18 protein-coding genes are annotated in these 17,403 nt (G+C 50.8%); 4 read left to right on the forward strand and 14 right to left on the reverse strand.

The window, feature by feature from the left end; translation table 11 throughout:
* Positions 1 to 36 precede the first annotated feature (36 nt).
* The 8 genes from FGI41_RS03950 to FGI41_RS03985 all read right to left on the reverse strand — a co-directional run bounded on the left by FGI41_RS03950 (position 37) and on the right by FGI41_RS03985 (position 8,197).
* Positions 37 to 696 (reverse strand): hypothetical protein, encoded by a 660-nt coding sequence (locus tag FGI41_RS03950; RefSeq protein ID WP_139488649.1) that lies wholly within the window; start codon positions 694 to 696, stop codon positions 37 to 39.
* 105 nt (positions 697 to 801) lie between these two features.
* Complete coding sequence (locus tag FGI41_RS03955; RefSeq protein ID WP_139488650.1) at positions 802 to 1,905, reverse strand: ABC transporter ATP-binding protein; 1,104 nt, start codon at positions 1,903 to 1,905, stop codon at positions 802 to 804.
* Positions 1,906 to 1,915: 10 nt separating this feature from the next.
* Positions 1,916 to 2,800, reverse strand: a complete 885-nt coding sequence (locus tag FGI41_RS03960; RefSeq protein WP_438358005.1) for a carbohydrate ABC transporter permease — start codon at positions 2,798 to 2,800, stop codon at positions 1,916 to 1,918.
* 17 nt (positions 2,801 to 2,817) lie between these two features.
* Positions 2,818 to 3,702 (reverse strand): carbohydrate ABC transporter permease, encoded by an 885-nt coding sequence (locus FGI41_RS03965; RefSeq protein WP_255298315.1) that lies wholly within the window; start codon positions 3,700 to 3,702, stop codon positions 2,818 to 2,820.
* A 74-nt stretch (positions 3,703 to 3,776) separates the two neighbouring features.
* Positions 3,777 to 5,123, reverse strand: coding sequence for an ABC transporter substrate-binding protein (locus tag FGI41_RS03970; protein WP_139488651.1), 1,347 nt, complete (start codon positions 5,121 to 5,123; stop codon positions 3,777 to 3,779).
* A gap of 16 nt (positions 5,124 to 5,139) precedes the next feature.
* On the reverse strand, positions 5,140 to 6,060 hold the full coding sequence (murQ, locus tag FGI41_RS03975) for an N-acetylmuramic acid 6-phosphate etherase (RefSeq protein ID WP_139488652.1): 921 nt from the start codon (positions 6,058 to 6,060) through the stop codon (positions 5,140 to 5,142).
* A gap of 15 nt (positions 6,061 to 6,075) precedes the next feature.
* Entirely contained in the window at positions 6,076 to 6,933 is an 858-nt protein-coding gene (locus tag FGI41_RS03980; RefSeq protein WP_139488653.1) for a MurR/RpiR family transcriptional regulator, read from the reverse strand.
* Positions 6,934 to 6,970: 37 nt separating this feature from the next.
* Positions 6,971 to 8,197 (reverse strand): N-acetylglucosamine kinase, encoded by a 1,227-nt coding sequence (locus FGI41_RS03985; protein ID WP_176560114.1) that lies wholly within the window; start codon positions 8,195 to 8,197, stop codon positions 6,971 to 6,973.
* 213 nt (positions 8,198 to 8,410) lie between these two features.
* Between FGI41_RS03985 and FGI41_RS03990 the strand changes: the two genes are divergently transcribed.
* Positions 8,411 to 9,040, forward strand: a complete 630-nt coding sequence (locus tag FGI41_RS03990) for a Type 1 glutamine amidotransferase-like domain-containing protein (protein WP_139488655.1) — start codon at positions 8,411 to 8,413, stop codon at positions 9,038 to 9,040.
* Positions 9,041 to 9,103: 63 nt separating this feature from the next.
* Here the strand turns inward: FGI41_RS03990 and FGI41_RS03995 are convergent, their stop codons facing one another.
* Positions 9,104 to 10,363 (reverse strand): cation:dicarboxylate symporter family transporter, encoded by a 1,260-nt coding sequence (locus FGI41_RS03995; protein WP_139488656.1) that lies wholly within the window; start codon positions 10,361 to 10,363, stop codon positions 9,104 to 9,106.
* 161 nt (positions 10,364 to 10,524) lie between these two features.
* On the reverse strand, positions 10,525 to 11,202 hold the full coding sequence (locus FGI41_RS04000; RefSeq protein ID WP_139488657.1) for a C40 family peptidase: 678 nt from the start codon (positions 11,200 to 11,202) through the stop codon (positions 10,525 to 10,527).
* Positions 11,203 to 11,335: 133 nt separating this feature from the next.
* Here FGI41_RS04000 and FGI41_RS04005 point away from each other — a divergent pair, with 133 nt between their 5' ends.
* The 3 genes from FGI41_RS04005 (at position 11,336) to FGI41_RS04015 (ending at position 12,920) form a co-directional block, all read left to right on the forward strand.
* Positions 11,336 to 11,638 (forward strand): DUF3846 domain-containing protein, encoded by a 303-nt coding sequence (locus FGI41_RS04005; protein ID WP_139488658.1) that lies wholly within the window; start codon positions 11,336 to 11,338, stop codon positions 11,636 to 11,638.
* Positions 11,639 to 11,752: 114 nt separating this feature from the next.
* Complete coding sequence (locus tag FGI41_RS04010; protein WP_139488659.1) at positions 11,753 to 12,451, forward strand: Crp/Fnr family transcriptional regulator; 699 nt, start codon at positions 11,753 to 11,755, stop codon at positions 12,449 to 12,451.
* Between the two features lie 34 nt (positions 12,452 to 12,485).
* Complete coding sequence (locus FGI41_RS04015) at positions 12,486 to 12,920, forward strand: DMT family transporter (RefSeq protein WP_139488660.1); 435 nt, start codon at positions 12,486 to 12,488, stop codon at positions 12,918 to 12,920.
* 25 nt (positions 12,921 to 12,945) lie between these two features.
* Here the strand turns inward: FGI41_RS04015 and FGI41_RS04020 are convergent, their stop codons facing one another.
* The 4 genes from FGI41_RS04020 to ptsG are packed head-to-tail and all read right to left on the reverse strand — an operon-like array spanning position 12,946 to position 17,345.
* Positions 12,946 to 13,287, reverse strand: coding sequence for a toprim domain-containing protein (locus tag FGI41_RS04020; protein WP_139488661.1), 342 nt, complete (start codon positions 13,285 to 13,287; stop codon positions 12,946 to 12,948).
* A gap of 18 nt (positions 13,288 to 13,305) precedes the next feature.
* Positions 13,306 to 15,045: a phosphoenolpyruvate--protein phosphotransferase gene (gene ptsP, locus FGI41_RS04025; RefSeq protein ID WP_139488662.1), complete on the reverse strand. Its 1,740-nt coding sequence runs from the start codon at positions 15,043 to 15,045 to the stop codon at positions 13,306 to 13,308.
* On the reverse strand, positions 15,038 to 15,307 hold the full coding sequence (locus FGI41_RS04030) for an HPr family phosphocarrier protein (protein WP_139488663.1): 270 nt from the start codon (positions 15,305 to 15,307) through the stop codon (positions 15,038 to 15,040). Before FGI41_RS04030 ends, ptsP begins: the two co-directional genes overlap by 8 nt.
* Positions 15,308 to 15,341: 34 nt before the next feature.
* Positions 15,342 to 17,345: a glucose-specific PTS transporter subunit IIBC gene (ptsG, locus tag FGI41_RS04035; protein WP_139488664.1), complete on the reverse strand. Its 2,004-nt coding sequence runs from the start codon at positions 17,343 to 17,345 to the stop codon at positions 15,342 to 15,344.
* Positions 17,346 to 17,403: the final 58 nt, after the last annotated feature.

A 17,403-nucleotide genomic window follows, 5' to 3' on the forward strand; every position in this document is an offset into this window, starting at 1 on the left:
ATTACTTCCATACACATAACCTTACATATCCACTACTTACACGGGCAAATCGCGGGAACGGTCACTCATCAGCACATTGCGCGTCAGGTTGTTCGTCATCGTCGTGTAGATCGCCGGATACAGGAACAAAAATCCAACCACGGTAAACAACAACGCAGCCGCCAGACACCAGAGCTGCAGGCAAGCCCCCAGCGTATACAGTGGATGACGGATGAACAGCTTGACACTGGCAAACATGCTGTCTTTGAGCGTGTAGCCATACTGGGTCAACAGCGGCATCGTATACAGCTGGCTGATGAAAATCATCCCGACAAAATACGTCTGAAAGCACGCCAGCACAAATGTCCACTGGCTTCCCGTATTGGCATGATACCACCACGCAGAGCCGACGATCAGCGCAAAGAAGCACATCGCACCCCCAAACAGAATGCCTTTTCCAGCGTATTTCGGGATGGTTTTCAAAAAGCCTTTGACCGTTACTTTCTCATAATCATCGAAGTTGCCTGTTTCATAAGTCAAGGCAAGCATCAGCGGCCCAATGAGCAAGATCAGATAAGCGACCGCAACATATACGTGCAGGAGGAGAACCCCAGGACTGAGCAAGATCAGTACCGTCAGATTGAGCAGGATGATGGTCATCAGGTTTTTGTAGGATTCTCGTGCTGTCAATTGCAGGATGTGTGTCAAACTGTTCATCGTGTGTTTCCTCCCCTGTTGCGCCGTAATGATGCGGCCGCATACTGTTGCTTGTAAGCAAGTACCAGACTCGGCTTCGACTTGACGCGTAGACTTGATTCGTTTTTAGATGCGTTGCTCAGTTGTTTTGTCAAAGAGATGCATTTTATCCATGTTAAACACGAAGGTAGGCGTGTCCCCTGTCGTGATCGAGCTTTCGCCAGCTACTTTGGCTGTGATCATGCGCTCGCCGACGCGGAAGTAGACGAGGTTTTCTGCACCCAGATGCTCCACCACTTCCACCTGTACACGGGCTTGGTTGTGGGTCGGGATGTTATAGGCAAAATCAATGTCGTGGATATCTTCCGGACGCAGACCGAGGATGATGTCTTTGCCATTGTAGCCTTGGTAGTCTGCTACGCGGTCAGCTGGAATCTCCAGAAGCATATCACCTACACGCAGCTTATTGCCTTCGAGGACTGCATCGAAAAAGTTCATAGGTGGTGAACCGATAAATCCAGCAACGAACATGTTGGCAGGATTGCGGTACAGTTCACGCGGGCTGGCGATCTGCTGAATGTGACCTTGGTTCATCACCACGATACGTTGGCCCAGTGTCATCGCCTCTACTTGGTCATGGGTGACGTAGACGATGGTCGCGCCGAGGCGCTTGTGCAGTTGCGCAAGCTCAATCCGCATTTGGACGCGCAGCTTGGCGTCGAGGTTGGACAGCGGCTCATCGAACAGGAACACCTTTGGATTGCGCACGATCGCACGACCTACCGCGACACGCTGGCGTTGACCGCCGCTCATCTCTTTTGGCTTGCGGTCGAGCAGATGGGACAGACCGAGGACGTTGGCCGCGTAGTCCACTTTTTCCTTGATCTCGGAGGCTGGACGCCCCATGTTTTTCAGACCGAAGGAGAGGTTGTCTGAAATCGACATATGCGGATAGAGCGCATAGTCCTGAAACACCATCGCGATATCGCGGTCTTTGGGATGGACGGTATTGACCACACGGCCATCGATCAGGATATCCCCGTCTGTCTGCCGCTCCAAGCCTGCGATCATGCGCAGTGACGTGGTTTTGCCACAGCCGGAGGGACCGACGAAGACGACGAATTCTTGGTCCTTGATTTCAAAAGAAGCTCCATGCACAGCGGTAAACATCCCGCCGTTCTTTTCATCGACGAATCGCTTCGTCACATTGTCAAAACGAATGCTTGCCATGTATGTTCACCTAGCCTTTCACAGCACCGATGGTAATCCCTTGGAGGAAGTAACGTTGAAGCGAGAAGAACAGTACGATCATCGGCAGTGCGGCAATTACCGAACCAGCCATCAGACCGCCATAGTCGACCGTCTCCGCGAATTTGAAGGTGGCCAGACCCACTTGGATCGTGCGCATCCCGCTGGAGTTGGTCACGAGGAACGGCCAGAAGAACTCATTCCACGTCGAGACGAAAGTAAAGATCGCAAGCACCGCCACCCCCGGCTTGGAGATCGGCATGATGACCTTGCGGAAGATTTTAAACTCACTGCAGCCGTCAATCCGCGCCGCATCGATCAGCGTGGACGGCAGTGTCGACATGTATTGCTTCATTAAAAAGATATTACCTACCGTCACCAAGAACGGCAGCATCACCGCTATATAGGTATCAGCGAGATTAAACACATTCACAACCATGATATAGATTGGAATCAGGGTCGCCTGCGCGGGAATCATCATCGTGGCAAGCAGCACCCAGAAAATCATATTACGTCCCGGAAAGCGCAGCTTAGCAAAGGCATAACCTGCCAGTGAAGCGAAAAGCACATTGCTCAAGGTGATGACACCTGAGACGAACAAGCTGTTGATCAGCCACTGCACCGCATCCGTTTTGGTGAAAAAGCGGATATAGGTCGCAATCGAAAAGCTGGACGGAAACCACTCCGGTGTAAATGTGGCAGAAAAGCCGATGTCACGAAACGAGGTGACTACCATCCAATACATCGGAATGATCGTGACCAACACCCAGAATGACAGGATCACGTAGCTGATGACGCGCCAGACCGTCCGTTTGCTTTCTCGTTTTTGTAGGGCGGCTGTGCTCATCTGTGTATCTGCTGTGCGGATTTCAGCCATACGGACTCCTCCCCTCCTTAGTACTCCACGTCGCTGGACATGAATTTGAACTGCGCAATCGACGCCAGGATAATGATGAAGCCCAGCACGAACGACTCCGCTGCCGCCAGCCCGAATTTATAGTAGACGAATGCATGCTCATAGATGAGGTACGCAATCGTTGTGGTCGCAAAGTTAGGCCCGCCTTGTGTCATCAAATAGATGCTCATGAAGACTTGGAAGGACAGGATAATGCTTGTTACCAGCAAATAGAGCGTAGTTGGTTTCAAGAGCGGCCACGTGATGTTTTTGAACTTGGACCATTCACTTGCATGGTCGATATCGGCCGCTTCATAAAGCGACTTCGGAATGCCGCCCAGTGCGGCGAGGTAGAGGATGATCCCTGCCCCATGGTTGATAAAATAAGTCATAAACATGATTGAGAATAAGGATGAGTTGCTTTTGCCAAGCCACATCACATTTTCAATGCCAAACAAGCCTAAAAACATGTTGAGCAAGCCTGACTCGGTCGGGTCATAAATCCAGAACCAGACGAGCGCAAGCGTCACCCCAGACATAACGGTTGGCAGGTAAAATGCCGCTTTGAAGAAGGTCTGTGTCCGAGTCGAGCGCGGGAAGATCAAGATAGCCAGTCCCAACGTAATAAACAGGTTGAGTGGTACCGTGCCTACCGTAAAGACAAAGGTGTTCCACATCGCCTTCCAGAACACTTCGTCCTGAAACATCATGCGGTAGTTATCAAACCCGATCCATTTGGGATTGAGGACATGGTACTTCTGAAAGCTCATCACCAGCGCAGCCAACACGGGATATAACGTGAAGACGAGAAAAAGGATGACAGGAACCGCGATGAAGAGGTAGCACCAGCCGTAATCCCGGAAAAATTGTTTCCATTTATCCACGATGTGGCCCCCTTTTGTGAAGGCAGGGGAGATCAGCTCTCCCCTGGTGATCCGACACAATTTTTTGCTGATTGTTATTTACCGAAAATCATTTTGCCTTTGGATTGGAACGTTTCAAGTGCTTGCTCCGGTGTGGTTTCACCGTTGAGAAGCGTCTGCACGGTTGGCAGGATGACTTCTGCTTTGAACTGGTCGTCTGCTGCCCCTGTTTCTACAGAGATCCCTGCAGGTGGGAGTACGTAGCCTGCGAGTACTTTAGCTGCTTCGTCGTTTTCTTTGGAGATGATTGGTTGGTAGGTTTCGCGTGCTTTCTTTTGAACCGGTGGCAGACCAAGTGTGATGGAAGCTTGTGCCGCTTCATCACCTGTCAGATGTTCGAGAACCTTCAGGGAATTTTGCAGATGCGCATCCGTGGTTTCTTTTTGCTTGAACAGCATGTAGCCTTCTGCGCCACCTACTGCGACTTGTTTTTCGCCTTCGTTGTGAGGAATTGGCAACAATACAAATTCTACTTTTTGTCCCTGAACTTTACCAGCATCAATATCGGCATTGCGGGTTTTCATCATTTGATCGAAATAAGGAATGGCGCGGCCCATGAATACGGCTTGATTGTTATAGAAGAGTTCCATACGTTTTTTCGGATCGATCGCCGCTGTTTCTTTTGGCAGGATGCCTGCATCGGACAGCTCGCGGATGTATTTCATGGTATCGAGGATTTTGTCATCATTCCATGTGAATTGGCCGTCTTTGGTGACGCGGTATGGAAGACCGTTATTGAGAGCGAGGTGGTTCAACAGCTCATCGGACGTATTCCCAGAGCCTTGGAACACGAGACCGTATTGATCTTCGCCTTTTTCATTTTTCTTGGTTACTTTTTGGGCGATTTCTTTAAACTCTTTCCATGTCCAGCCTTCTTTTTGGATCTTCACGTAGTCGATGCCCTCTTTTTCCATCAGGGCTTTGTTACCGCCCCAGACGTGGAGGAACATGTAGAGTGGCAGACCATAGAGGCCGTCTTCGTATTTCATATAATCGATGGCTACTGGCTCGTAGTTGTTGGCTTTGTCGCCTATCATGTCTTTGATGTCAACCAAAAGACCGGTGTCTACGTATTTGCCGAGCGGCTTGTCGAAGTAGATATCTGGTGGATTACCTGCGTTGAGGGCGATGTCAAATTTCTTCGGACCTTCTGCCCAAGAGAGTACTTCATACTTGACTTCGATGTTTGGGTTTTTAGATTGGAAGGATTCGAGCAGCTTTTTCAGCTCTGGCTCATAGTCGTTGTGAACCGGATACGTCCAGACGGTTACAACATCCTTCTCCCCGGACGCAGGGTTGGTCGTGGCTGTTGGTTCTTGGCTGCTACAGCCTGCAACCATAACCATTGCCGCTGAGAGCAGCGTCAGTAGTGCTTTTTTCATGATTGTCCCCTCTTTCTTAGATCGTATTTCTTTCTATTTCACAGGCTTGGATAGCCTTATGAACAAATCCTTGTGCTTCGCTGAGGAAGCGGGTCGCCTCGTCTCTATTGATCTGGCAAATATGCATGACGATGGCGGTCTTCGGGTTGCCGTCCGCTTCGGTGAAAAGACGCTCGGCCTCTTCTCGTGTGCAGTTGGCTGCGGTCATAATCATCCGCTTGGCGCGGTCGACCAGCTTGAGATTGAGCGGCTGGAGATCTACCATCAGATTGTCGTAGACCTTGCCCAGCTTGACCATGGAGGCGGTGGTGAGCATGTTGAGCACCAGCTTTTGCGCGGTGCCTGCCTTCATCCGGGTAGAACCGGTGATGACCTCCGGGCCTACCTCGACACTGATCTGGTAGTCGCCATGCTCATGCAGCTTGGCTTGGCGGTTGCAGGTAAAAGATACAGTGGTCGCACCAAGCTCACGTGCCCGCTTCAGTGCGCCGATCACATACGGTGCACCTCCGCTCGCCGTAATGCCGACTACGACATCGACTGGCTTGATCGCTTTGGCCTCGATATCAAGACCGCCTTGGGCCTCGTTATCCTCTGCCCCCTCAACCGCCCGGAACACGGCATCCACGCCGCCTGCGATCATCGCCTGCACCATCTCTGGGTCGGTGCCATAGGTAGGCGGGCATTCGGATGCATCCAAGGTTCCAATGCGGCCGCTTGTGCCTGCGCCTGCGTAGATCAGCCGTCCTCCCTGTGTAAACGCATGTACGATGCGGTCTACAACTTGGGAGATGACCGGGATTTCTTTTTGGATCTGCTCCGCCACGGTCTGGTCTTCAGCGTTGATAATCTCTAGAATCTCCTCCGTGCTTTTGCGATCAATCTGGTAGGAGCGGGCGTTGCGTTGTTCGGTGACGATTTGTTTTGTCTCATCCATTGGCGTATGGTACCCTCATTTCCTTCTGAATTCCTCCTGTATCGCTTTGCGCGTCTTGCGCAGGTAACTGATTGTTTCGTCATAATTTTGGCTGGCTACGCTCATGAACAGGATGTCGATTACATTAAGCTGGGCGATGCGGGATGAGGTGGCGGCACTGCGGATATCTGACTCAGTGGAGGCTGTAGCGAGCCGGATATCGACCAGCCCTGAGAGCGGATTGGCCCCGTACTTGGTGATCCCGATGGTCAGTGCTCCTGACTCCTTGGCCTGCTTGATTGCCGCAAGCACCTGTGTGGTCTCACCAGAATACGAGATGCCGACTGCTACATCGTCTGGCGTCAGTGTCACCGCTGACGTGAGCTGCAGGTGGGTGTCGGAAAACGCATTGCAGAGCTTGTTGATCCTAAGGAACTTCTGCTGGGCATCCTGACAGATCAGCTGGGAAGCCCCTACTCCATACAGGTCAATGCGCTTGGCACGGCTCAAAGCCTGCACGGCCTGCTCGACGGCAACAGGATCGATGATCTTGAGCGTCTCGCGGATAGAGTGAATGTTGTTGGCCGAGATCGACTCGATCAAGGTCGGGATGTCATCGTTGGGCTGAATCTCCTTGTACTCCTCGTCGCCTGAGAGACTGGATTGCAGGTCGGCAGCGATGCGGATTTTCAGCTCCTGATAGCCGTCGAGATCGAGATTTTTGCACAAGCGGATGATAGCCGCCTGGCTGGAGTTGCTTTTTTCCGCCAGCTCTTTGACAGATAAGCGGATGACTTCCTCTGGGTGTTCTAATATATAGTGGGCTGCATTGCGCTCCGCCGGCTTGATCGTAGGCAAGGCCTCACGGATGCGCAGGAGTCCTCCGTTGAGCATGGATTGGGTTCTTCCTCTCTGTTGCGGGTAGGTGTGGTTATATCAATTCTTTGGCAATAATGACAGCTCCGTGGATCGGTTCAGCCTGCGGCTCTTGGTAGAGGCCGAGGGTTTCGGCTTGGAGCTTTTGGATGAAATGTTGTTTCACGATGCGGGAGTGCTGGAAAATAGAACCTGCGACAGTGACGGGAATGGTGGAAGCTGTTTTGTCCAATCTCATCTGGGACAAAATACTTCGTACCAGCAAAACCAATTCGTCAGCAGCCCGCTCTAGGATTTGGATGGCGACAGGATCGCCTGTCTGATTGTGGTGCGAGTGAGATTCGCTCGTTCTCGATGATTCCGTCCTCTGAGGGCCACATGTTCCCATTCTGGATACGAAAACCGGGTATTCACTACTCTTCCACTCCGCAGCGTGTATGACGAGCTTCGCGATGGCTGCGATCTGGGTTTTATCCCTGAGGGAAGGCGTTCGGGTCGAGCGTGTATCTTCGTTGGAGTTTGGATTGATGTTTGAATTTTCGTTACTTTCTGATTTATCAGGTGCACCATAAACCAAATGAATCAGTTCCTTTTCACTCTGCAATCCATAGGCGTCTAGGATGAGTTGTGTCAATGCGGTCTGCGGCCCACGGTATTCTGCCGCACGACATACGGTCTGAAGTGCCTGCATGCCGATCCAATAGCCGCTTCCTTCATCCCCCAGCAGATGTCCCCAGCCGCCTGAGCGATATGCGTGACCATCTGGATCAAGAGCGTAGGCAATAGAGCCAGTCCCTGCGATCACGAGAATACCTGATGCATGGTCGGGTCGCAGCGCTCCACGCAGCGCGATGTGCGCATCGTGGTGGACCGTGTAGGGAAGGTTCGGGTGCAGGTGCAAATCCGTGATGATCTCGCGGACGATCTGCTCGACCCTCTCCCGCTCCGGCTGGCGTCCGACACCAGCGAGACCTACACACATGGCGCAGATTTCATCGGGTGCGATGTCAAAGCGCTTCATACCGTTGTGGATCAGGCTTAGCAGTACGGTCTTCATCTGTCCGTAGCCGACTGATTGAGGATTGCTCGCCGGGCCTGTCAGGTATAGCGGTTCTGCGATGGATGGCCCGTTGTGAGTCGGAACAGCATAGTTGGTGTTGCTCATGGTTGCTGTTTCCGCTTGATCCGTGTCCATTTCTGTTTTTATGTAAGCCCTTTCAAGCTTTGTAAAACAAATCGCGGTCTTACTGCCGCCGCCGTCAATACCGATTACATATGCCAAGGAACTTTTCCTCCAATTGCTAATGCTACCTTTATTATATGAGTTTAAAATAGAATATCAATGGTTTTTGTCGATTTTGAAATAAAAATTCAATATGCCACTTTCATTCTGATTCTTCCTATAATACTTTTATAGTAGAAATCGTCTGGACAAATACCTCCTGCTGCAAAATAATATTACGTACACTCTCTCGAAAAGCGAGCTGATCTCATCATGCCCCTCTGTTTCATCGGCGGTGGTAACCACTTCAATGACGAACTCCAACCCATCTACCAACGCCTCGCCCAATACCTCAAGCCCCACCATAAGGTTCTGATCATCCCCTTCGCCACAGAACCCGCCAAATACGACGGCTGGCACCGTACCGGCATCCAGACCTTTCAGGCGTTCGGCATCGATCATGTCCAGCTCCTCCCCTATGATCTCTCATCCGACGACATGATCGCCCAGATCAACGCACACGATGTCCTCTATCTCATCGGCGGCAGGCCTGACCGGCTGATGGAGCGCCTACATACCAAAGGGCTTGTCCCCGTTCTCCAAAGCTTCCCCGACCTGATGATCGGCTACAGCGCCGGAGCCTTAGCGTTTAGCCGAGACTGCCTCCTCTCTCGCTATGATGACTACCCACAGACCCGTGTCATCCCAGGGCTTGGCTTAGTTCCCTTTAGCGTAGACGTCCATTACCACAGTGAAAAAGATGAGGAACTGATGCCGCTCTCCACCACTACACCACTGTACGCCATTCCAGACGGGGCCGCGATCTTTTGGGACAACGACAAAATGACAACAGTCAATCCCATCACTGCCTTTCACAATGGAAATAAAGAAAGAATGCCATAAGAAAAAGGGGCTTCAAGTTCATCATGAACTTTAGCCCCTTCTCCATTACCAGCTATTCAAATATTAAGCACCAAGCGACTCCACATACTCTTTCGCTTGCTTCTCATCGTAATTCTTTTCCCACTTGGACATAACAACCGCCGCGAGGGAGTTACCCAGTACGTTAACAACCGTACGGGCCATATCAAGAAGACGGTCAATACCCGCGATGAACGCCAGACCTTCAACCGGAATGCCGACAGAACCGAGTGTCGCAAGCAGTACCACGAAGGATACCCCTGGCACACCAGCGATCCCCTTGGAGGTTACCATCAGGACAAGCATCAGCGTGATCTGTGTGCTGATCGGCATGTCAATCCCGTACATCTGCGCGATGAACAGTGCTGCGAGAGCCTGATACAAGGTAGAACCATCCAAGTTAAAAGAGTAACCGGTCGGTACGACGAAAGACGTCACCATCTTCGGACAACCGAACTTCTCCATTTTTTCAATCACTTTTGGCAATACAGCCTCAGAAGACGCGGTGGAGTATGCCAGAACCAGCTCGTCTTTGAGAATTTTGGCGATCGTCATGATGCGGGTACCCGCCAAGCGGGCGATCAGTCCAAGAACGATGAAAACGAAGAAGAACATCGCCCCATACACCGTGATGACCAGTTTGCCAAGCGGCACGAGGGATGCGATACCGAACTTGGATACCGTCACACCGATAAGACCAAATACGCCGATCGGCGCAAACTTCATGATCTGGTTGGTCACCCAGAACATCGCTTCAGAGACACCTTGGAAGAACGAAATGATCGGCTTGCCTTTTTCACCGACCGCTGCCACCCCAAGACCGAAGATCACCGAGAAGAAGATGATCGCCAGCATGTCACCATTCGCAATCGATTCGAAGACGTTCTTCGGTACGATATTGACGAAGGTATCGATGAAGCTGTGGCTAGTCGCGGATTCAGTTGTATCCACGTATTTCTGGATATCACCTTTGGCCAGATTCTCCATGTTGACTCCAGCACCCGGCTGGAACACGTTGGCGAACAGCAGACCGATGACGATCGCAACGGTTGTGACGATCTCGAAATACAGGATGGTCTTCCCGCCCAGTTTCCCGAGCGCCTTCATATCGCCTACCCCAGCTACACCAACGATGAGCGTGGAGATCACAATCGGAATCACGATCATTTTGATCAGACGGATGAAGATATCTCCCAATGGCTGCAGGTAACCTGCGATAGAAGGATTTCCGTAAAAAATCGCTCCCACCAAGATACCGAGAGCTAACCCGATGAGAATTTGGATGGCTAAGCTAGGCTTTTTCACTAGGCCACTCTCCTTTTTTCAAGTTTAATGTGAGGAATACATGAAAAGTATAAATCTATTGTAACATATTTGTCGATAAAGTTTACAGTAAAAAATTAATAAAAATAAAGAATCTTGCATAGTCGCAAGATTCGAAATAAAACGCTTACTTACAAGGTTTTCTAGTAGACCCGTTTTGCCCCAAGGTACTTCGGAGTCCAGTAACTGTTATCAAAAAAACTTTGCACATAAATTCCTTTTGAACTGATAGCGGAGATGAACTTGCCTCCCCCGATATAGAAACCAACATGCTGTACCGCACCCGAAGTCGACAAGGTGAAGAATACCAGGTCACCCGGCATAAGCTTGTCCACACTGATCGGAACACCCATTTTGAAATATTCCGCAGAGGTGGTGCGAATCATCGGAACGCCATGCTTGTTGAACATGAAGTAGACGAAGCCGGAGCAGTCAAAACCCGCTGGTGTGCTGCCTCCCCACAGATATGGCGTGTTCAGATAGTTGTAAGTGTCATCCATCAGGGTCTTCTTGGTTAGGGCATGTGCAATTTCTGTACCTGTCTTGGAGCCGACGATCCCATCCGCGCCAAGGCCATAAGCCGTTTGGAAATCTTTTACCGCTGTCGCCGTCACGGAGCCGAAGTAGTTCGTGTACGACCCATACGTAAAGTAGCCAAGGGTCTGCAAATCAGTCTGAAGCTGTGTCACCTCATTGCTTGTCATCCCTTGATATAACGTGGTGGAATACGGTGCGGCAGAAGCTTCTTGGGCAAGTGGTGCTCCCATTAATAAGGAAGAGATCAGAACAGCCGCCGTGAGAGATTTCATACGTTTTTTCATCTCGGTTGCCTCCTCTAAGATGTCTGAATTACCTCTATTACCTATTTCGGCCATAACAAAAAGGCTCTCCATACGCAAAATATGGCAAGTATGATATGATAAAAATCGCATGAAAAAGGAGTGTGTTCGAAAGATGATCAAAGTCATAGTAAAAATCCCGCATGAGCAGGCAGAAGTGCGTGAAGTCTCTGGAGCAGAAGAGATCGAGGAGATTCTGGAGGGAGATTACGAGGTTATCCAAGATGATACATTGGAAGGCATCAGCCTGTTGGTTAATGAAGATGCCCGTGGTGTCGCCGCCAACAACTTCCCCGTCACGTCTGACGGGTATCTGGATTGGGTGTATGGCCCATGCGTGATGATTGGTGCGAATGGCGGTTCATTGACTGACGCGGATGTGGAGCGGATTACAACATATCTGGCAAAGAGTAAATAAATCAGGCCGAAAACGAAAATGCTTTTGAAAAAGGACATATGTCCTTTTTTTATTTCCAAACGATCCCGTAAGATAGACATGTGTACGCTACTTCTTTGACATGAGGAGACCGAGATGAAAGAAATCGTGGATAAAGACCTGCTGGAATGGTCGGTGAAGAAGTATCAGCTCGGCGACATCTTTGACCGTGGTGTGATCAGCGAGATGAAGCTGATTGAGCTAGAAAAAGGAGAGATTCTCTGTACGAATGGCGACCAGATGAACCACCTCTATATGCTGGTGCAGGGTAAGCTCAAGATCTCTACCTTTCTGCCAAACGGTAAGTCACTCTTACTGAGGTTCAATGATCCGCTGGCCTTGATCGGGGACGTCGAATTCATTCACCAGTTTGAAGTGAAAAACCACGTCGAGGCGGTCAAAAAGTGCCTCCTGATCGGGCTTAGCTACAAGGTGCTGCATGAAACCTGTTCGGACAACCCGGCTTTCCTCACCTTTCTGCTGAAGACGGTCAGCTATAAGCTCTACACCTTCTCCCATTCTACCCGGTTAAATCTGTTAGTTCCGGTTGAAAACCGCTTTGCCAGCTACCTCGTATCCACGTTGCTTGACGAAGGTGCCTCCTCGTTCTCCCATGAAATCAAAACCTCCAAACTCACCGAAATCGCGGAGCTGCTGGGTACGAGCTACCGCCATCTCAACCGGGTCGTGCAAAAATTCTGCTCCGAGGAGATTATCGAGCGCAGAAACAAGAGCCTGTGGGTGAAAAATGGGGAGAAATTAAAAGAATTAGCCGATGGCAGTCTGTATGAGTAACGAGTAACGTAAGTGAAAGGGGATCACAATCCGTATGCAAGGAATCATTTTTTCTCTCGTAGCAGGTGCTTTTATCAGTCTGCAAAGCGTATTTAATACGAAGGTCAGCACCAAAATCGGGCTTTGGGAAACCAATGCCGTCGTCCACGGGGTTGGGTGTCTCACTTCTCTTCTTATTCTTCTGATGATGAGAGAAGGCTATGGTTCTTTTCATAAAATAACCGAGGTCAACAAGCTGTATCTATTAGGCGGTGTGTTTGGTGCAGTGATTGTCTTCTGTGTGATGAAGGGTGTCACCCTGATCGGGCCGGCCTACTCGGTGTCCATCCTGATGATTTCGCAGTTGCTGGTGGCCTTGCTGATTGACACATTCGGCTGGTTTGGGGTAGAAAAGGTTCCTTTTTATTCGAATAAATTGATTGGACTCGCCATGCTGATCGCCGGTGTGATCGTGTTCAAGTGGAAATAAAAAAACAGTCTAAACCGTGATTTTTTCACGAATTTAGACTGGTTTTTGCTTCGAACAGCCCTGCCTTCTCTAGCAGATGCCGCAATACATCGGTGGGAGTTGCTTCTACTCCATTGTACCGCTCTTTGGTATACAGGTCCATTGCACCGGGAAACGTATCATGCACCAACTTCCGAATCTTCTTCCCAGTCGAATCGTTGTCGGTCAGGATATACACATCCCGGTCTCTGGCCTGTTTTTTCAGCTCTTGCAGCTTTTTTTGATTGGGCACACCGTTTGTAAGCAGGATCAGTGTGTCTTCTGGCAGTACTTTTTTCAGCTGGGCACGGTCGTTTTTGCCTTCCACGATGATGACAAGATCATTCATACGCTGGCGGCTATAAGCTTACTGTGTCAGTTGACCCAGCTTGCTCAGTACGAATTCGCGCACTTCTTCTGCGGTCGCAAGTGTCAGTGCTTCTTCTGCCCACACTTTGGCTTCTGCGTAGTTGATCTGTTGCAGTGCTTTGCGTGCTGGGAGGATCGATGGTGCACTCATGGACAGCTCGGTCAGGCCAAGACCGACGAGGAGCGGCATAGCAACTGGGTCACCCGCCATCTCTCCGCACATCCCGGCAAAAATACCGTTGTTCTTCGCCGCGTCTGCAACCGATTTGATCAGGCGCAGAATCGCAGGATGGAACGGCTGATAGAGCGGCGCAATTTTCTCATTCATCCGGTCAACAGCCAAGGTGTATTGTACGAGGTCATTGGTTCCGATGGAGAAGAAATCTACCTCTTTGGCAAAGACATCAGCCAGAATCGCGGCAGATGGGATCTCTACCATCATCCCGACCTTCAGCTCGCTGTCGAAGGCGATATTGGCATCGGACAGCTCTTGGCGTGCTTCATGGAGCAACGCTTTGGCAGCACGAAGCTCTTGCAGATTGGAGATCATCGGGAACATGATCAAAAGTTCACCGAATGCACTCGCACGCAGGATCGCACGCAGCTGACGCTTGAACAGGTCAGTCTGATCCAGGCACAGGCGGATTGCGCGGTACCCGAGGAATGGGTTGGCTTCATGCGGCAGCTGGAGATACGGAAGCTCCTTATCCCCGCCGATATCAAGCGTACGGATGATCACCGGACGACCTTTCATCGTCTGGGCAACAGCACGGTATGCCTCGAATTGTTCCTCTTCGGTCGGCATCTCCGTACGGTCCATGTATAAAAATTCAGTACGATACAAACCGATGGCGTCTGCACCGTTTTCCATCGCTTTGACCGCGTCTTTCGGTGTACCGATATTGGCAGCCAGTTCGATGTGTACGCCGTCTTGGGTATTGGACTCAGCACTGATCAGCTGGCGCAGGGTCTCACGCTCCTGCAGATAAGCATCACGGCGCTCTGTATATGCTCTGAGAGTCTCGTCATTTGGATTGATGATCAAATCACCGGTAAACCCATCGACGATCACGAGGTCACCCTCAGCAACCACTTCGAGAATCGTACCGCCACCTACGACAGCCGGGAGATCCAGACTGCGTGCCATGATCGCAGAGTGCGAGGTACGGCCACCGATTTCTGCGGCGAAACCAAGCACATAGGAGTTGAGCTGGGCGGTATCGGATGGGGTGAGGTCATGGGCGAGTACCACGACCTCCTCTTCGATTTCAGCAAGTGAAACGGTGTTCACCCCTGCTATATTTTTGATCAGACGCGAACCGATGTCGCGGATATCACTTGCACGCTCACGCATATACTCATCATCAAGGCTGGCGAAGATCGCGGCAAACCCCTCTGTGGTATCCTGCACGGCGCTCTCCGCATTTTGATGACTGTCTTTGATCTGGCCCTCAAATCCGCCGATCAACTCCGGGTCTTGGAGCAAGAGCAGGTGAGCGTCAAAAATCTTCGCCTGCTCCTCCCCCATCTTCGCTGCGGTTGATTCACGGAGCTTACGCAGCTGTTCACCGGTTTTGTCGAGTCCCAGACAAAGGCGGCCAAGTTCCGTCTCCACCTGTTCTGCGCTGATGCTTACTCGATTGATAGCGGGCAGCTCGTCACGCAGGACGAATGCTTTCCCGATGGCGATCCCCGGTGAAGCGGCGATCCCCCGTTTTTGTACAGACAGCTTAGTCATGCAGACCACCTTCAATGAATGCTACGAGTTCTTCAACGGCTTTCTCTGCACCTTCACCTTCAGCAGAGACTGTGATGGTCTCACCTTTGCGCACCGCAAGTGCCATTACGCCCATGATGCTTTTGAGGTTTACTTTCTTTTCCCCTTTTTCGATGAACACTTCGCAGTTGAATTGGGAAGCTTTTTGTACGAGCGCAGTCGCCGGACGTGCGTGGATACCTGTTTCGTTCGTTACGGTTGCTTGTTTGGATGCTGTTGCCATGAGTAATTCTCTCCTTTTATGTTTGAGTATGGTTTTATTTTTGCAGGGTCAAAACGGGTTCCCCTGTTGTTACTTCGGTCTGGGTACCGCGAATCAATTGTTCGCTGCCCGGATTGGTGATAATCACAGGTGTGATCGTAGATTTCGCTTTTTCCCGCACGTTTTCAAGGTCAAACGTGAGGAGGAGGGTTCCTGCCTTCACTTGGTCTCCCTCGTTGACATGCGTCTCGAAGCCTTCCCCGTTCATATTGACGGTATCAATACCGACGTGGATGAGCAGCTCGGTTCCGTTTTTGGCTTTCAAACCAAAAGCATGCTTGGTCGGGAAGATCATCAGCACTTCCGCGTCAAACGGAGCGACCACCTTGCCACGGTCAGGATCGATGGCGAAGCCGTCTCCCATCATTTTTTGTGAGAAGACCTGGTCTGGTACCTGTTCGAGCGCAAGCAGCTTACCGCTGAGTGGTGCGTTGATAGTTAAATCCATTGCATCTATGTTAGTTGTTGTTCCCGTTGCTTCCCCTGTCTTATTCGATGGAGCAGGATCGCATGCAACAGGATCGGTATCTTTGACGACGACCTGATCGGCCTGACCGCCTGATGCGATGATCTTCTTGATCTGTTCTTTGAGAGAATCTGACTGGGTACCGAAGATCGCTTGGATGTTGTTACCCACAGTCAATACTCCGGCAGCACCGAGTGATTTGAGCTTATCTTTATCGACTTGGTTCACATCATCAACGGTGACACGCAGTCGGGTGATACAAGCGTCAAGCACTTGGATGTTCTCTGCGCCACCCATCGCAACCAGAATCTGACCTGGCAAGCCGCCCACAGCAGCAGCCGGTTTCCCGTCTTCTGTGACTTTGTTTTGGTTGGTGACCAGTTCGTCTTCGGCTGCATCTGCCTCACGACCCGGTGTCATCAGATTCCATTTACGGATGGCAAAGCGGAAGCCGAAGTAGTACAGTACCGCAGTAGCCAAGCCGATCGGGATGATCATCAGCGGTTTAGTGGACAAGCCGAAGTTGAGAATGTAGTCGATGAAGCCCGCTGAGAACGTGAAGCCGGTTCGAATCCCCATGAAATCGCATACAACCATCAACAAACCAGTGAACAACGCATGGATGACAAACAAGATCGGTGCAACGAACGCAAACGCAAATTCAATCGGCTCCGTGATCCCTGTCAGGAAAGAAGTAAGCGCACCAGAGATCATAATCCCTGCAACCGCTTTACGTTTTTCCGGTCTTGCTTCATGGATCATCGCAAGCGCCGCTGCCGGAAGACCAAACATCAGTACAGGGAACATCCCTGTCATGAAACGTCCTGCCGTCGGGTCACCCGCGAAGAAACGTGCGATATCCCCGTGATGCACATTGCCCGCTGCATCGGTGAACGATCCGAACACAAACCAGAACGGCTGATAAAAAATGTGGTGCAAGCCAAACGGAATCAGAATCCGCTGACCAAAACCAAAGGCGAACGGCCCAATCGGATTGTTCATCGCCCATTGTGCGACGATATCAATACCTGCCTGTATCGGTTGCCATACGAATGAAAAGATAACCCCAAGCACCAACGCCGCCAAAGATGTGATGATGGGTACAAAGCGTTTCCCGGCGAAGAACCCGAGATAAGGCGGCAATTTAATATCGTGAAAGCGCTTATATAACATAGCGGCAACAACACCGATAATGATACCGGCAAAAACCCCCATGTCCAAAGCAGGATCACCATTCACATTTTCCAAGCCAAGGACTGGTCCCATGTCAGTCAGTACGGATTTCAAGACCAGGTAGCCAACGATCGCAGCGACAACCGCTGTCCCTTCACCACCGGCAAAACCGAGCGCCACCCCAGCCGCAAACAATAACGGCAGATTGGTAAAGAGCACACCGCCCGCATCTTTTATGACGGGTTGATTGAGCAAGTCCTTGTCCCCGAACCGGAGCAATATACCTGCCGCAGGTAGTACGGAAACAGGCAGCATTAATGCGCGTCCGACCTGCTGCAACTTCCCGAAAGCTTTCTTCATAGACTCACCTTCCATCCTAAATTATGCATATGGGAGTAAAACATCAAAAAAGGCATAA

Origin of the sequence: Brevibacillus dissolubilis (assembly GCF_006170445.1) — a bacterium.
GTDB classification, from domain to species: Bacteria; Bacillota; Bacilli; order Brevibacillales; family Brevibacillaceae; genus Brevibacillus_B; species Brevibacillus_B dissolubilis.

What these genes read in the sequence shown, in the direction of transcription:
- FGI41_RS03950 (WP_139488649.1), bottom strand. Translation starts at nt 696, where the DNA reads ATGAACAGTTTGACACACATCCTGCAATTGACAGCACGAGAATCCTAC.
- FGI41_RS03955 (WP_139488650.1), bottom strand. Translation starts at nt 1,905, where the DNA reads ATGGCAAGCATTCGTTTTGACAATGTGACGAAGCGATTCGTCGATGAA.
- FGI41_RS03960 (WP_438358005.1), bottom strand. Translation starts at nt 2,800, where the DNA reads ATGGCTGAAATCCGCACAGCAGATACACAGATGAGCACAGCCGCCCTA.
- FGI41_RS03970 (WP_139488651.1), bottom strand. Translation starts at nt 5,123, where the DNA reads ATGAAAAAAGCACTACTGACGCTGCTCTCAGCGGCAATGGTTATGGTT.
- murQ (WP_139488652.1), bottom strand. Translation starts at nt 6,060, where the DNA reads ATGGATGAGACAAAACAAATCGTCACCGAACAACGCAACGCCCGCTCC.
- FGI41_RS03980 (WP_139488653.1), bottom strand. Translation starts at nt 6,933, where the DNA reads ATGCTCAACGGAGGACTCCTGCGCATCCGTGAGGCCTTGCCTACGATC.
- FGI41_RS03990 (WP_139488655.1), top strand. Translation starts at nt 8,411, where the DNA reads ATGCCCCTCTGTTTCATCGGCGGTGGTAACCACTTCAATGACGAACTC.
- FGI41_RS04000 (WP_139488657.1), bottom strand. Translation starts at nt 11,202, where the DNA reads ATGAAAAAACGTATGAAATCTCTCACGGCGGCTGTTCTGATCTCTTCC.
- FGI41_RS04005 (WP_139488658.1), top strand. Translation starts at nt 11,336, where the DNA reads ATGATCAAAGTCATAGTAAAAATCCCGCATGAGCAGGCAGAAGTGCGT.
- FGI41_RS04010 (WP_139488659.1), top strand. Translation starts at nt 11,753, where the DNA reads ATGAAAGAAATCGTGGATAAAGACCTGCTGGAATGGTCGGTGAAGAAG.
- FGI41_RS04015 (WP_139488660.1), top strand. Translation starts at nt 12,486, where the DNA reads ATGCAAGGAATCATTTTTTCTCTCGTAGCAGGTGCTTTTATCAGTCTG.
- FGI41_RS04020 (WP_139488661.1), bottom strand. Translation starts at nt 13,287, where the DNA reads ATGAATGATCTTGTCATCATCGTGGAAGGCAAAAACGACCGTGCCCAG.
- ptsP (WP_139488662.1), bottom strand. Translation starts at nt 15,045, where the DNA reads ATGACTAAGCTGTCTGTACAAAAACGGGGGATCGCCGCTTCACCGGGG.
- FGI41_RS04030 (WP_139488663.1), bottom strand. Translation starts at nt 15,307, where the DNA reads ATGGCAACAGCATCCAAACAAGCAACCGTAACGAACGAAACAGGTATC.
- ptsG (WP_139488664.1), bottom strand. Translation starts at nt 17,345, where the DNA reads ATGAAGAAAGCTTTCGGGAAGTTGCAGCAGGTCGGACGCGCATTAATG.